The 15,433-nt window shown below is 63.4% G+C and carries 8 protein-coding genes (1 of these 8 cut by a window edge); 1 reads left to right on the forward strand and 7 read right to left on the reverse strand.

The window, feature by feature from the left end:
* The 7 genes from IFT47_RS23055 to IFT47_RS23085 all read right to left on the reverse strand — a co-directional run.
* Positions 1 to 6,334, reverse strand: partial view of a non-ribosomal peptide synthetase gene (locus IFT47_RS23055; protein ID WP_197984101.1) — the 5' portion only. Its footprint begins 3,413 nt before the window's first position; the window shows 6,334 of its 9,747 coding nt (coding positions 1–6,334); its start codon is at positions 6,332 to 6,334; its stop codon lies off the left edge, out of view.
* Positions 6,335 to 6,462: 128 nt separating this feature from the next.
* A complete protein-coding gene (locus tag IFT47_RS23060) occupies positions 6,463 to 7,803 on the reverse strand; it encodes a lysine N(6)-hydroxylase/L-ornithine N(5)-oxygenase family protein (protein WP_192174277.1) in 1,341 nt (446 codons plus the stop codon).
* 163 nt (positions 7,804 to 7,966) lie between these two features.
* Positions 7,967 to 9,661, reverse strand: coding sequence for a multidrug ABC transporter permease/ATP-binding protein (locus IFT47_RS23065; RefSeq protein ID WP_192174278.1), 1,695 nt, complete (start codon positions 9,659 to 9,661; stop codon positions 7,967 to 7,969).
* A 45-nt stretch (positions 9,662 to 9,706) separates the two neighbouring features.
* The gene (locus tag IFT47_RS23070) at positions 9,707 to 10,258 is read right to left on the reverse strand and encodes a sigma-70 family RNA polymerase sigma factor (RefSeq protein ID WP_192174279.1); all 552 of its coding nucleotides are present in this window, start codon (positions 10,256 to 10,258) and stop codon (positions 9,707 to 9,709) included.
* 147 nt (positions 10,259 to 10,405) lie between these two features.
* Positions 10,406 to 10,984 (reverse strand): GDP-mannose pyrophosphatase NudK, encoded by a 579-nt coding sequence (gene nudK, locus IFT47_RS23075; RefSeq protein WP_192174280.1) that lies wholly within the window; start codon positions 10,982 to 10,984, stop codon positions 10,406 to 10,408.
* Between the two features lie 593 nt (positions 10,985 to 11,577).
* A complete protein-coding gene (locus tag IFT47_RS23080) occupies positions 11,578 to 12,504 on the reverse strand; it encodes a Gfo/Idh/MocA family protein (protein ID WP_192174281.1) in 927 nt (308 codons plus the stop codon).
* A 66-nt stretch (positions 12,505 to 12,570) separates the two neighbouring features.
* Entirely contained in the window at positions 12,571 to 13,758 is a 1,188-nt protein-coding gene (locus IFT47_RS23085; protein WP_192174282.1) for a XylR family transcriptional regulator, read from the reverse strand.
* A 190-nt stretch (positions 13,759 to 13,948) separates the two neighbouring features.
* Between IFT47_RS23085 and xylA the strand changes: the two genes are divergently transcribed.
* A complete protein-coding gene (xylA, locus tag IFT47_RS23090; RefSeq protein WP_192174358.1) occupies positions 13,949 to 15,265 on the forward strand; it encodes a xylose isomerase in 1,317 nt (438 codons plus the stop codon).
* The last annotated feature ends 168 nt before the right edge of the window (positions 15,266 to 15,433 follow it).

Consider the following 15,433-nt stretch of genomic DNA (forward strand, 5'->3'; position numbering starts at 1 on the left):
GCAACTGGCCGTCGCGCACCTGACCATCGACCGCCAGGGCATTGGCCAGCGGCCCTTGGGGGCAACGCAGATTGCCCGGCGTGCGGCTCGACAATGCGAAGAGCGCGCCCTCGCTGTCGTCGAAGCGGCCGAGATAGTTGAAGGTCACGCCCTGGCCGGTCACATCCGGCAACTCTGCGCCGGCGAGGTATTTCAGTACGCCATAGGCGAGGCCCTTTTCCGGCACGGCGCGCACGGTTTCCTTGACTGCCTTGAGGGTAGCGATCGCGTCATCCTCGGCGTTCAGCGCCAGCGGGTACAGGCTGGTGAACCAGCCGACGCTGCGGCTCAGGTCCAACTCGCCGGTGACGTCTTCGCGGCCGTGGCCTTCGAGGCTGATGACGTGGCGACGGCGGCCGCTCCACTGCCACAGCGCCTGGGACAGCGCCGCCAGCAACAGGTCATCGATGCGCGTGCGATACGCCGCCGGGGCTTCGCTGAGCAGGCGACGGGTAGCGGTCGCGTCGAGGGTCAAGTGCAGGGTTTCGCTGTCGCCGACAAGGCTTTCCACGGACGCATCGCCGGGCAGGATGGCATCGGCGGCGTTCAGCCCTTGCCAGTACGGCAGTTGCTTTTGCAGCTCAACGCTGTGCGTCAGGGTGCTCAACGACTGCGACCAGGTCTGGAAGCTGGCGGTTTTATCGGCCAATGCCACGCGCTTTCCAGCCGCCAGTTGGCTGTAAGCCAGTTGCAGATCTTCCAGCAGCACCCGCCACGACACGCCGTCCACGGCCAGGTGATGGATCGCCAGCAGCAAACGCGCCTCGCCCGATGACAGGCGCGCATGGACCACCCGCAGCAGCGGACCGGTGTCGATGTTCAGGCTGCGCTGGGCTTCATCGTTCAGTGAATCGAGGTCGTCTTCGCGGCTCAGTTCACAGGTCCACAGCACGCGCTCGGCACTTTCACTGTCGCGGTAACGCTGCTGCCACTGGCCTGCATCGTTCTGATGGAAGCTCAGGCGCAGGCTGTCGTGATGGGCCAGCACGGCCGCGAGGGCCTGTTGCAGACGCGCGGTGTCCAGCGCTTGGGGCACATTGAGCAGGAGCGACTGGTTCCAGTGCTGACGCTGGGCGATGGGCAGGCTGAAGAAGCGCGCCTGAATCGGCGTCAGGGCAAACTCGCGGGGTGCAACGGCCGCCGTAACAGGCGCGGCGACAGGTTTGGCTTCGGCCACCGTGGCGACCTGGGCGAGTTCGGCGATGGTCTGTTTTTCGAACAGCTGCTTGGGCGTCAGGCGGATGCCCTGACGCCGAGCCCGGGCGATGATCTGCAGGCTGAGAATCGAGTCGCCGCCGAGGGTGAAAAAGTTGTCGTGACGGCCCACCGCCTCGACGTTCAGCGCCGCTTGCCACAGCGCGGCGAGTGCGGCTTCGACCCCTTCACGGGGCGCTTCGAAATCGTCGGACGCCAGGGTCGGCGTCGGTAGCGCGCTGGCGTCGAGCTTGCCGTTGGCGGTCAGCGGGAAGGCATCGAGGGTCAGGATGTGGCTCGGCACCATGTAGTCCGGCAGGCTCTGGGCCAGCTGTGTGCGCAGCGCCTCGCCGTCCACCGTTGCACCACTCGCCACCAGCGCATAAGCGATCAATTGGCCGCGATCATCGACGCGCACGTGGGCGTCACGCAGGCCGTCCAGCTGGCGCAGGCGCTGGGCGATTTCACCCAGGGCCACGCGGTAGCCGCGCACCTTGACCTGATCGTCGGCACGGCCGAGGAACTGAATCTGACCGTTGGCCAGCAAGCGCGCGCGGTCACCGCTGCGGTACAACCGCGTGCCGTTGCCGCTCGGATCAGGAATAAACGCCGCAGCGGTCATCGCCGGACGCTGGTGATACCCGCGCGCCAGACCCGGCCCGCCGATGTACAGCTCACCCACGTCGCCCTGCACCACCGGCTGCAGATGGTCGTTGAGAATCAGCGCCACGGCATTCGGCAGCGGCCGGCCGACGGGCACGCTGTCGCCCATCGACTCTTCAAACGCCTCATTGCTCAGCACGCCGACGGTGGTTTCGGTCGGGCCGTAGTGGTTGATCACCCGGCAGCCGGGCTTTAAGCGCTTCACCTGCGCGACCAGCTCCCACGGCAGCGTATCGCCGCCAAGGATCAGCGCGTGTTCCGGCAGCACATCGGCCGCATTCGTCGCCTGCAACAGACCGTTCAAATGGGTCGGCACGATCTTCAGCACACCCACCTTGTGCTCGGCCATGTAGGCAGCGAAGCGGTCGGCGTCGTTGGTGCGGTCCGGGCTGATCAGGTGCAGCGAGCGCGCCGAGCAAAGCGCGCCGAACAGCACGGTGTGGCCCAAGTCGGCGCCGACGGTCGAGACCATGGCCATGCTCGCCTCGGGCGTCAGATCAAGCCGGGCGAGCAAGCCCTGGACGTAATCCGCCAGTGCACCGTGACTAATCACCACCCCTTTCGGCGTGCCGCTGGTGCCGGAGGTGTAGATCAGGTACGCAGCCTGATCGGCGTTTACGGGCACATCTAGTGCTGTCGCCGGCAGCGAACGCCACGCGGCATCGGCAGCCACATTGATAACGTCGCCAATGAAGTCGTCCGGCGCCGCCACATCGCTGATTAACCCGCTTGCGCCACTGTCCGCCAGCACAAACGCCTGACGCTCGGCCGGCCACTTCGGGTCCATCGGCACAAACGCGGCACCACTCTTGAGCACCGCCAGCAGGCCGACGACGAACTCCAGCGAACGCTCCAGCAGAATCCCTACGCGGCTTTCCACGCCCACACCGGCCTGACGCAGGTGCTGCGCAAGTTGGTTGGCCTGGGCATCGACCTCGGCAAAGCGGGCGCTGCGCTGTTCGTCTTGCAGGGCCAGGCGATTCGGCTGCGCGCTGACACTGGCATCCCACAGGCTCAGCACATCAGTGGCCGGGAACGTCACCGTTTCCGCCGCGACGAATGAAGGCTCGGCGCCGATCCGCAGATCAGCCAGCCGCACCTGAGGTTGCGCCACCACTTGCGCGCAGATCCACAGCAGATCACCCGCAAGACCGGCGATGCGCGGCTCGTCAAACAGGTCGCAGGCATAGGTGAAAACCGCCTGAATGCCGTCGGCATCGTCGGTGATGTCCAGGCCTAAATCGAAATGCGCCGAGTAGTCGTCGAGCTGGCTGACGTCCATGCGCACACCGGCCATTTCAACGTTCTGCGGCAGCGGGAACTGTTGGGTGAATTTCACCTGGCACAGCGGGTTGTGGCTGAGGTTGCGCGACACGCCGAGGGCTTCGACCAATTGCTCGAATGGCAGATCCTGATGGTGTTGCGCGCCCAGCGCGGTGTGGCGCACGGCCTCGATCAGCGTGCTGAACGACTGCTGCGGCGACACCTCGCTGCGCAGCACCAGGGTGTTGACGAACAGCCCGATCAATCCTTCGGATTCGGTGCAGGTACGCCCCGCCACCGGCACGCCGACGCGCAAATCGGTCTGGCTGCTGTAACGCTGAAGCAGGGTTTTGTAGGCGGCGAGCATGACCATGAACAGGGTCGCGCCGTGGCGGCTGGCAAGGTCGCGCAGACTTTGGCTCAAGTCGCGGTCGAGGGCGATGGCGTAGCGGGCGCCGCGGTGGCTTTGTTGCGCCGGACGCGGGCGGTCGGCAGGCAGATTCAAGACGGTCTGGGCATCACCCAATTGCTCACGCCAGTACGCCAGTTGCCGCTGACCTTCGCCACCGGCCAGACGCGCGCGCTGCCAGGCGGCAAAGTCGGCGTATTGAATCGGCAGTGGCGGCAACGCCGGATCTGCGCCCTGTACATGGGCGCTGTACAGCGCGGCGAATTCCTTGAGCATCACTTGCACCGACCAGCCGTCGGCGATGATGTGATGCAGCACCAGCACCAGTTGCTGCCGATCCGGCGCCAACCGCACATTGAGCACGCGCCACAGCGGACCGTTCTGCAAATCCATCGGTTGCTCGACGGCTACTCTGGCCAATTCGCCCAATGCTGCAACCGGGTCGGTGTCCTCACTCAGGTAATGGCGTTCGATCAGCACCGGGCCCGGCGCGTGAATGCGCTGCACCAGCTTTTCGTTGGCGTCGATGGAAAAGGTGGTGCGCAGGCTTTCGTGACGGGCGGCCAGGTCGTCGAAACTGCGTTGCAGGGCGGCATCATCCAGCGCGCCGTTGAGGCTCAACTGGCCGCACAGGTGATAGGCGCTGCTGTCCGGCTCCAACTGCGCGAGAAACCACAGGCGCTGCTGGGCGAAAGACTGCTCGGGGTCACTGTCACGGGAGGTCAGCGGTACGCCAGCAGGGCGTTCGGCGCTGCGGGGCTGGGTGGAGACGTGGACAGCGACGTGGGCGTTGAAGGCGCCAAGGGTCGGGTGTTCGAACAGGTGCGCGGGCTCAAGTGTCAGGCCCAGCTCACTGTTCAGGCGCGACAGCACTTGCACCACGCCGACCGAATCACCGCCACGGGCGAAGAAGTGATCCGCGGCATTCAGATCGCTTTTGCCGAGGACCTCCTGCCACGCGGCCAGGACTTCCGGCAGCAACGGCGATGCATCAGCGGGAACGTCTGCGCTGTCCGTATCGAGCAAGCGGCCGTCCTGCCAGATCGCGAAGCTGTCGAGGCTGCCGTTCTGCCAGCCGCTGCGGCAGGCGGAGCGTTGCAGCTTGCCGCTGGTGGTGCGCGGCAGTGCGCCCGGCTCCAGCAGCACAATGACTTTCGGCGCCACCAGAAACAGCTCGGACACCGCGTCGCGCACCGCTTCACAAATCATCGGCGGCTTCATCAGACGGCGCACGTTCCGGCTGATTTCCAGGGCCAGGCCAACGCCTTCGACGCCCTGCTCGTCCGTCACCGGGAAGGCGGCGATGCGCCCGCGACGCAGCAGCTCGACGCTTTTCTCCAGCGCCTGCTCAATGTCCTGGGTGTACAGGTTCTGCCCGTTGAGGATGATCAGATCCTTCAAGCGACCGGTGATGAACAGCTCGTTGTCGCGGGCAATGCCCAGATCGCCGCTGCGCAACCAGCGCTGGCCGTCTTCCTCGACGAAGGTCTGCGCGGTGGCTTCGGCGTTCTGCCAATAGCCCTGGGCGACGCTTGGCCCGGCTATCCAGATTTCGCCGACGTGGCCGGACGCGAGGGGTTGCAGCGTGGCCGGATCGACAATCCGCAGGTCATGATCGGGCCGGCACCAGCCGCACCCCGGCAGACGGCTTTTGGCATTCTGATTGGCGAACACCGCCTCGGCGGCATCCCCGGCGGCGAGCTGGCTGCCGTCGAAATGCTTGATGCCGAACGGCCTGTCGCGCTCGGCGGCGCTCACGTACAGCGTCGCTTCGGCCAGACCATAGCTCGGGGTCAGGGCGCGGCGATTGAAACCGGCCGGCGTAAAATGCTCGCTGAAGGCATCCAGGGTGGCGATGCGGATCGGCTCGGAGCCGGAAAACGCCAGGCTCCAGTTGTCCAGCGTCAGGTTTTTCACCGCGCTGGGTTTGATGCGCTCGACGCACAGGCGATAGGCGAAATCCGGGCCGCCGGAGAAGGTCCCGCCGTACTGACTCATCGCTTCCAGCCAGCGCGCCGGGCGGCCGAGGAAGTAGTTCGGCGACATCATCGTCAGGGTGCCGCCGTAGTACAGCGGCAACAGCAGACCGCACATCAGGCCCATGTCGTGGTACAGCGGCAGCCAGCTGACCCAGCTCTCCAACCCCGAATCGGAGACGAAGTGCCGGGCCATGGCGACTTCGTTGGCCATGAGATTGTCGTGGGAGACCATCACGCCTTTTGGCGCGCTGGTGGAGCCCGAAGTGTATTGCAGAAACGCCAGCGACGCGGTGTCGATCAGCGGCGCCTGAAAGCCTGCGTGGCCGTCGGTGATCTCTTCGACCGCAGCGAAACGCCCGCCGGCGGGCATGAACGGCTGCAACAGGTGCTGGAATTTATCCAGGTCTTCCCGGCGCCCTAGGACCATCTGCGGCGCGGCGTCGTGGAGGATGCCGGTCAACCGGTCGAGGTGGGTCTGCCGGTTGTACTCGGGGGCGAAGGCCGGCACCGCGATGACCCTGGCGTACAAACAGCCGAGGAACGCCGCCGCGTAATCCGCGCCGGTCGGCAGGATCAGCACGCACCGCTCGCCGCCCTGCGCGCCAAGGTGCTGCTGCAGGCAAGCGGCAATCGACCGCGCCTTGGCATCCAGCTCGGCGTAAGTGGTCAGCAGCGGCGGCTGGTCCTCGTGGACGATGTGTCGAAGGGCAATCCGGTCCGGCTGGGTCTGCGCATAAAAGCCCACCAGTTCGGGAAAATGCGCGGCCTGATCTCGTATGGATTTCATTCTTTCACCTATTTGTATCGGCAAGGCTCAACCCGCAGGCAGCGCAAAGGCGGCCCACAACGTTGTGAGAAAAGAGTGGGTGGCCGTTTACGACCACCGCAGTGACGGGCTTTTTTGAAGGCCCGGGCTTAGCGCGCGAGCTTCAGCGCTACGCGAGGCTCAGCCTGCAACGACCCATGCCCAGAGCGCGCCGAACACGGTTGCGCCTGATCGCCGAAGATCGATTCGACGACTTCCTGAGAGCGGATCGCCAGCACCGACAACAGCGTGTCGCTCAAACCGTGGCTGTCTTCGCAGCAACCCTGCAGGAAAATCCCCGCTTCGCTGCCGGGGGTCAGGGGCAAACGGTAGTGGCGGTCGACATTGGCGCCCTGGATGTATTGCTGAATGCCCGAGAGCAGCTCCAGGTGATAGTCGCGGCGGTAACCAGTGGCGAGCACGACAACGTCGAAGGACTCGCTGTGCATCTGGTCATGGGGCGCATCGCGCAGGAACAGCTCAATGCCGTCGGCGGCCACTTCGGCGTGGACCACTTCACGGTTGGTGAGCATGCGGTGACGCTCTTCGCCGCGCACCTTCTGCTGGTACATGCGCTGGAAAATCGTCTCGATCAGGTCGGTGTCGACCACCGAATAGTTGGTGTTGCGGAACTCGTCGAACAGCGCGACGCGGCGCTCCTGACTGTGGTTGAAGATGGTGTCGGTGAACGACGGATTGAAGATCTGATTGACGAAGGGGCTGTCATCGGAGGGCTTCAGCGCGCTGCCACGAATCACCAGGGTGGCCTCGACATTGTCGAAGCGCGAGGCCAGGTCTTCGAAGATTTCCGCCGCGCTCTGGCCGCCGCCGACCACCGCCACGCGCACCGGGCCGGGGCGATTGGCGAGGAGTTTTTCGATGCCGCCGCGATAGCCGGCAGAGTGCAGCACGCGCGCGTCTTCCAGGCCGTCGAAGGCCGCCGGCGACTGGGGAATGCCGCCGATGCCGAACACCAGATTGCGCGCGCGACGGCGGGAGATTTCGCCCTGTTCGTCCCGGGACAGCACGTCCATCGCGACAAAGCGGCCGTCTTCGAAATGCGGCTCCACCGACATCACTTCGGCGCCGTAATGGGCCTGTTCGTTGAAGTGCGACGCGGCCCAGGTCAGGTAATCGGTGTATTCCTCGCGGGTCGGAAAGAAGGTCTTCAGGTTGATGAAGTCCTGCAGGCGGCCACGCTCGTTGAGGTAGTTGACGAAGGTGAAACGGCTGGCCGGATTGCGCAGGGTCACCAGGTCCTTGAGGAAGGAAATCTGCATGGTAGAACCGTCGATCAGCATGCCTTCGTGCCAGTTGAACGCCGGCTTTTTCTCGAGGAAACACACGTGGGGCGCCAGACCGCTGCGCTGGGCATGCTCCTGGGTGGCAATGGCCAAAGCCAGGTTCGACGGGCCGAAACCGATGCCGATGAAGTCGTAGACGAGTTCCATGCTTCCCTCTCGTAAGGCGCGATGCGCGATCGACTCCGGCAGCCGGACGACAAGGTCGCTGGCGCCGGATGGCAGTTCACGCGCATCAAAAATGTTTAAGACTGATTCTCATTAACATGACGACTGAGGCTGACGGCTGTTTAGTCCCGGTCGCCGAAAATTCTTACAACGCCTCGGCTGTGTTCATCTGGTAGGCGGCGCCGATCTCTTCCACTGCGTCGCGGCTGGCGTTTTCGCGGCGATCACCCTGCAGCTCGCTGAGCTGCCCGGACTCCATCTTCACCAGACGGTCGGCGAGGTCGAAGTACTGGTCGTCGTGGCTGATGGCAAACACCGTGACGCCAGCCTTTTTGAACATCGGCAGCAGCTCGCGGTAGAAAAAGCGGCGGAACAACGGGTCCTGATCGGCGGCCCATTCGTCCAGCAGCAGAATGTCGCGCTTCTCCAGCAGCGCCAGCATCAGCGCCAGGCGCTTGCGCTGTCCCTGGGAAAAACGCGTGTCGAGCAAGTGCCCGTCGGCGAGCTGCACCTTGTGCTTCATGTGCAGCTTTTCCAGCCAGTGCTCGACATCCGCCACGTCAGCGTTCTGCCCGTCGGGACCGAGCAATTGCGCAAACAGGTGGAAGTCGGTGAACACGCTGGCGAACAACTGACGGTAGGCCAGCCAGTCGTCCGAACCGATGACCTGGCCGTCGATCAGGATCGCCCCCGCCGATGGTCGATACAGGCCGCTGAGCAAACGCGCCAGGCTCGATTTGCCGCTGCCGTTGCCGCCCATGAGGAACACGGTTTCGCCCCGGCGCAGGGTCAGGTTCACCGGGCCGACATCGAAACCGGGCTCGTCGCCCTGGGGCGCGTAGTGGTATTCGACGTCACGCAGTTCGAGGGTCTGCCAGTGACCGGCGATGTGGCTCGGGGCGACGTCGAAGCTTTCGTGGTGCTCGGCCAGGGCCAGGGACTCGACTTTATCCAGCGCCACGCGCCCGGAGATCTGCGCCGGAATCGCTGCCACCGCCAGCACCAGCGGCGTGCGCATGAACAGCACGGTCAGCGCATAGGTCGCCGCCACTTCGGTCGGCGCCCAGCCCAGGCCGTTGGCCAGGTAGAACGCCAGGCCGATGGTGCCGAGGACCATGATGTTGGCCCAGTTGCTGGCCAGGCCGTGATACCGGTCGGCCAGGGTGAAATGCTCGCGGTAGCGCTGGGCGGCGACGTCGAAGGTTTCTTCGTACAGCCGACGGGCGCGGTCGCGATTAAGGGTCAGCTCCTTGCGCCCGTCGATCACGCCCTGGTAGCTCTGATAGAGCTTGTCCTCGGACTCACGCAGCGCGCGGATGTGCGCGTTGAGCTTGCCCACCAGCAACCAGCCCACGCCCAGGGTGAACGCCATCCAGCACAGCGTGGTGATGAACAGCGACGGCGACAGCCAGGCCAGGTAACTGAACGACGCGACGCTGAGTACCGAGCCGTAGATCAGGTCCGGCAGCTGCACGAAGGCCATGGTCACGGCGCGAATGTCGCTGGACAGGCTGGCGAAGATCTTCGCCCCGCCGATGGATTCGATGCGCTCGATGTTGGTGTCCAGCAGGCGTTTGACCATCACCCGGCGCAGGCCATAAACAAATCGATGGCCCAGCGCGGTCAGCGACAACGACGCTCCGGACGCCAGCGCCAGCAGCACGGCGAGCATCAGGCCGAATTGCCACAGCGCGGTGCCGAGGCCTTCGTGGCTGCTGATCATGCGTTGGTTGACGAAGGCAATTACGCCGACGCTCAACAGCCCGCTGCTGACGCTCAGCAGCAGCACCATCGCAAGCGGCCAGCGGTATTGCTGGAAGACCAGACGAACTAATTTCATGAATGACTCCGGGCAGTGAAAACGAAAGACATGACGCGGCGATGCCTAGAGCTCGCCGAGCCGCGCGCGGCAGTGAGACAGGGTGTCGCGCAGGAGGAAATTGACCATGGTCGGCGAGGTGCCGATGACCTTGGCCACGTCGCGCTGGGTATAACCCTGGATCTGGCTGAGGTCGAAGACGATGCGCATGCGTTTGGGCAGTTCGTTGAGCGCGCCGACCAGTTGACCGAGGGACTCGCGACCGGCCAGCACACGCTCCGGGGACACCTCGAAACGGATCTGCTCTTGCTGCTCGGCTTCGGCGCCGTGGTTGCGTTCGAGACGCTGGCGGCGAAGACGGTCAATCGACAGATTGCGCACGACGCGAAACATGTAGCGCGCAGATTCCGCGGACGCGAGGTCGCTTTCGAGCATCTTCACGAAAGCGTCCTGGACCACGTCTTCGGCGCGGGCGCGACAGCCGAGGAATTTCGCCGCGAGGCGCAACAGTGCCTCGCGGTGGGTGTTGTAGGTGCCCATCAGCGCCTCGAGGCGCGGGTCTCTCGCGCCACGGGTGGCGCCAACACAAGGTGAGCCAAGCCGGGTGGGCTGGCTCATTGCAGGGCGAAAATCCATCTTGTTCGACATCCCTGGTAACAAAGGAACGCGAAGGATAACGCAAACGATTCTCATTGCAACGTAAGAAAGTTTACCGATGGGTGAAACTTTTTCGTCGCGCTTCGAGTCGTTCTGGCCCTGCCGTCTTCATTTCATCAGGCGCAGCTCCAGGTATTGCAGGAGCATGATGGTCTTGCCGTCGTTGATTTCGCCGCTTTCCACCATGGCGATGGCCCGCTCGAAATCCAGCTCCAGGACTTCGATGTCTTCGCCCTCCTCTTCCAGCCCGCCGCCGTCGCTGACCCGATCATGGGGCTGGTATTCGCCGATGAAAAAGTGAATGCGCTCGGTCACCGAACCCGGACTCATGAAGGCGTCGAAGATTTTCTTCACCGAACGCACGACGTAGCCGGTTTCTTCTTCGGCTTCCATACGGATGCGCTCTTCAGGGCTGGCGTTGTCCAGCAATCCTGCTGCGGCTTCGATCAAATAACCATCGTGGCCGTTGACGAAGGCCGGCATGCGGAACTGGCGGGTCAGCACCACGGTGCGGCGTTCGAGGTTGTACAACAGAATCGTCGCGCCATTGCCCCGGTCGTAGACCTCGCGGGTCTGTGACTGCCAACTGCCGTCACGGCGTTGCAGCTCGAAGCTGTACTTCTTGAGCACGTACCAATTGTCGGAGAGGAGTTGTTCATCGGTGATGCGAATGGGGGTGGAAGGCATGGTGGTCCTTATGGGTAGGGGGTGGTTGGATTGGGCTCGGGCTCTGGCGGCTACCGAGGATTAGGCAATGACGCAAACCTTGTGGGAGCGAGCTTGCTCGCGAAGGGGCCGGTACATCCGCCACATCTCCAGCGGCTGTAATGCCATCTTCGTGAGCAAGCTCACTCCCACAAGGGCAGCGTTTGCCTTGCGAAAGCAGCGCGTCAGAAAGATGGGCTCTGCTCAATCATGACCACACCAGAGATGTATCAGTTGCCGCAAATCCTGTGGGAGCGAGCTTGCTCGCGAAAAGTGGCGCAGCTGCAAGGGCATCTCTCTGAAAAACCCCGAACTATTATTTCCATCGATTGCCAACATAGGCACGAACGCCGTTCTGTTTGCCCGTGCAAATCCGGATGATGGCGGCACTGATTAACCAGACAAGGATTTGCCCGCAATGTCCATCAACATGACCATTCTGTTGACCCTGATTGTTTCGTTCTCGATCGCTCTGGCCGGCGTGGTGCATATCTGATCTGACACTGGCCGCACAAGCGCAGTCAGCGCTGAAGCCCGATCCAGCACACCAGACCGGGCCATCGATCGTCACTTATTTATTCGTGAAAAGCCGCCACCGTCTCCTTGCTGCCGACAAAAAAGCTGTCGGCGACGATGCGCAGCGGCTGCAAATCCAGATCGCTCTTGCCCGCGTCGATCAGGCGCGCGAAGTGCCCGTACATGGCCGGGTACTCGCCCTCCTCCGACGCGGTCTGCGCCACGCCGTCGATGCTGACCTGCGCGCCGCCGGCGTCCAGGCGCATGACGCCGTCGTTGCAGTGCAGCTCAATGCTCCACTGCTCGTTGACGCTGTGATCGAAATCCAGTTCGGCGATCACCCGCACCTCCTCGCCGGAACGCATCTGCAGCGACGCCGCAATCGGCGACTGGCAGTTGCTCGGCACGCTCAGGTTCGCCGATTCGACGAACAGCGCGCGGGGCAACAACTCGGTGACGATCGACAGCGCGTTGATCCCCGGATCGAACACCCCCAGACCGCCCGCCTGCCAGATCCACGCCTGGCCCGGGTGCCATTTGCGCACCTGCTCTTTCCAGTCAATTCGTACCTGCTTGAGGGTCTTGCCCTCCAGCCATTGCGCCGCGTTGCTCACGCCCGGGGCGAAGCGTGAATGCCAGGCAAACAGGCCACTGACGCCCGCTGCATTGACCTCGTCGATCAGGGCAAGCGCCTCGCCCAGGGTCGAGCACGGCGGTTTTTCCACCAGCACGTGTTTGCCGGCCTTCAGTGCTTGTTCAACCAGCGCAAAACGCCCCTGAGGCGGCGTGCAAAAGGCGATGGCGTCCACTGCCGGACCTTCTGCCAGCAGCTCAGCCAGCGAGCCGAAATTGGGCACGCCCGGACAGTGCTGACCCAGCGTCGCCACGGCCACCAGCTCAAAGCGGTCACTGGCGTGGATCGCCGGCACGTGCTGGTCCTGGGCGATCTTGCCGTAACCCACCAGCCCTAAACGAATCGGATGCATCGATGACTCCTGTGATGTTGTCGTTGTTATGACAGACGCGCCCCAAACGAAGCGCCCTAAAGCAAATCAATGAATCGGTGCTGCCTCGCCCTGCTGATATTGGCGGGGGGTGCAGCCGAACTCCCGGCGGAAGACCGTGTGCAGGTATTGCGCGGATTTGAAGCCACAGTTTTGCGCGATGTCGGCGATGGCCGAGTCACCGTCTTTCAGACCTGACGCGGCGGCCGTGAGTTTGAAGCTCAATATCTCGTCATGCACGCTGCAGCCGCGTTCCTTGCGAAAGTGCGATTCCAGGGAGGAACGGGAAATGCCGACGTAGCCCGCGACCTGGGCGGTCTTGATGCCCTGGCAGGCGTACTGGCGAATGAAGTGCAGCGCCTGCATCACATACGGATTGCCCAGCGGCTGATGCAGGCTGGAGGCCTGAACGTTGATGGCCTCGGGCGGCACCAGAATCTGGCTCGCGGTCGACGGCATGCCGTGGAGCATCTGGTGCAGCAACTGCGCCGCCGTGCGCCCCATCAGTTGAGTCTCCTGAGTGACCGAACTGAGTGGCACCCGCGTCAGGGTGCGGGTCAGCGGATCGTTGTCGATGCCGATCAGCGCCACCTGCTCGGGCACCGCAATGCCCGCCGTCAGGCACGCCTGCAGCAACTGCCGCGCGCGGGCGTCGCTGACGGCGATGATGCCGATGGGTTTGGGCAGGCTTTGCAGCCAGGTGATTTGCTGTTCGACGGCGCTGTCCCACAATGGCGCGCTGGTGTTCAGGCCGCGATAGACCTCGCCGTGCAAACCGTCGCGCTGCAACAGCCGGCGGAAGGCTTTTTCACGCTCCTGGGCCCAGCGATTGCTTTGCGCTTCCGGCAGGCTGAAACAGGCGAAGCGCGTCAGGCCAGCCTCGATCAGGTGTTCGTAGGCCAGCTTGATCAGGGCGAAGTTGTCGGTGGCGACGTAGGGAATGTGCTTCGGATAGGCCCGCTTGTCCTCGTAGGAACCGCCCACGGCCACCACCGGCACCGTGCTTCCGGCCAGGGCCTCGCCGATCAGCGGATCGTCGAAGTCAGCAATGATGCCATCGCCCTGCCAGCGCTCGATGCCCTTCAGGCGGCAGAGAAAGTCCTCTTCCAGAAACAGATCCCAGGTCGCGCGGGTGCTGCTCAGGTAATTGCCGATGCCGGTGATGATGCCGCGGTCGTAGATCTTGCCGCCGTTGAACAACAGGGCGATGCGGTGAGCGGGCGGGACGGTTTTCATTATTGTTCCCCGGGCCTGTGAAGCGAGTCGGCACAGACTAGGCCTGCGCCGGGGGAATCTCAATACTCAAAATCGAACACCGGGTTGGTGATTTTCGCAATCGGCGCGGACGGGGCCGTTGCTAGTATCGGGATCAGCCAAGAACAAAAACATGAAGACCGCCGTCAACAAAAACAATAAGGAAACCCCGATGCCCTGCTTCCCCGATGTCGACACCATTCGCTACGAAGGTCCCGGCAGCGAGTCGCCCCTCGCCTTCCGCCATTACGACGCCAACAAAATCATCCTCGGCAAGCCCATGCGCGAACACCTGCGTATGGCCGCCTGCTACTGGCACACCTTCGTCTGGCCGGGCGCCGACATGTTCGGCGTCGGCACCTTCAAGCGTCCGTGGGTCAAGCCGGCGGACGCCATGGACCTGGCGCGTTTGAAGGCCGATGCGGCGTTCGAATTCTTCTCAAAACTGGGCATCGACTATTACAGCTTCCACGACACCGACGTCGCCCCCGAAGGCGCCAGCTTGAAAGAGTACAGCCACAACTTCGCGCAAATGGTCGACGAGCTCGAACGCCATCAGGAACAGAGCGGCATCCAGCTGCTGTGGGGCACCGCCAACTGCTTCAGCAACCCGCGCTTCGCGGCCGGCGCCGCCAGTAATCCGGACCCGGAAGTGTTCGCCTTCGCCGCCGCCCAAGTGTTCAGCGCAATGAACGCCACCCATCGGCTCAAGGGTTCGAACTACGTGCTGTGGGGCGGTCGCGAGGGTTACGAGACGCTGCTCAACACCGACCTCAAGCGCGAACGCGAGCAACTGGGCCGCTTCATGCGCATGGTGGTCGAGCACAAACACAAGATCGGTTTTACCGGCGACCTGTTGATCGAGCCCAAACCCCAGGAGCCGACCAAGCACCAATACGATTACGACACGGCCACGGTGTTCGGCTTTCTGCAACAGTTCGGTCTGGAGAAAGAGATCAAGGTCAATATCGAGGCCAACCACGCTACCCTCGCCGGACACAGTTTTCACCATGAAATCGCCACGGCGGCGTCCCTTGGCATCTTCGGCAGCATCGACGCCAACCGGGGTGATCCGCAGAACGGTTGGGACACCGACCAGTTTCCCAACAGCGTCGAAGAGCTGACCCTGGCCACCTACGAGATCCTCAAGGCCGGCGGGTTCAAGAACGGCGGCTATAACTTCGATTCCAAAGTGCGCCGGCAGAGCCTGGACGAAATCGACCTGTTCTACGGCCACGTCGCCGCCATGGACGTGCTCGCGCTGTCGCTGGAACGGGCGGCGGCGATGATTCAGGACGATAAGCTGCAGGCGTTCAAGGACCAGCGCTACGCCGGCTGGGACCAACCGTTCGGGCGCGCCGTGCTATCGGGGGATTTCAGTCTGGATGCACTGGCGCAACATGCCATGGACAACGAACTCAACCCGCAGGCCGTGAGCGGTCGCCAGGAAATGCTCGAAGGCGTGGTGAACCGGTTTATTTATCCCTGACAACAGGCGCCCGCGATCTGCTGGATGGATGCTATGTCTTTCGTAGGACCGGCTTCAGCCGGGAAGAGGCCAGTGGTGGCACCCTCACATTTGCAGTGTGACGACTGACGCATTCCCGGCTAAAGCCGGTCCTACAGTCGAGGTCATCGCCAATGCCGTTGGATGGAC

Source organism: Pseudomonas sp. CFBP 13711 (assembly GCF_014842265.1).
GTDB lineage: Bacteria > Pseudomonadota > Gammaproteobacteria > Pseudomonadales > Pseudomonadaceae > Aquipseudomonas.

Bases quoted from the DNA above. Each gene is read 5' to 3' on its own strand.
- IFT47_RS23060 (WP_192174277.1), bottom strand. From the start codon at position 7,803: ATGGAACTCGTCTACGACTTCATCGGCATCGGTTTCGGCCCGTCGAAC.
- IFT47_RS23065 (WP_192174278.1), bottom strand. From the start codon at position 9,661: ATGAAATTAGTTCGTCTGGTCTTCCAGCAATACCGCTGGCCGCTTGCG.
- IFT47_RS23070 (WP_192174279.1), bottom strand. From the start codon at position 10,258: ATGAGCCAGCCCACCCGGCTTGGCTCACCTTGTGTTGGCGCCACCCGT.
- nudK (WP_192174280.1), bottom strand. From the start codon at position 10,984: ATGCCTTCCACCCCCATTCGCATCACCGATGAACAACTCCTCTCCGAC.
- IFT47_RS23080 (WP_192174281.1), bottom strand. From the start codon at position 12,504: ATGCATCCGATTCGTTTAGGGCTGGTGGGTTACGGCAAGATCGCCCAG.
- IFT47_RS23085 (WP_192174282.1), bottom strand. From the start codon at position 13,758: ATGAAAACCGTCCCGCCCGCTCACCGCATCGCCCTGTTGTTCAACGGC.
- xylA (WP_192174358.1), top strand. From the start codon at position 13,949: ATGCCCTGCTTCCCCGATGTCGACACCATTCGCTACGAAGGTCCCGGC.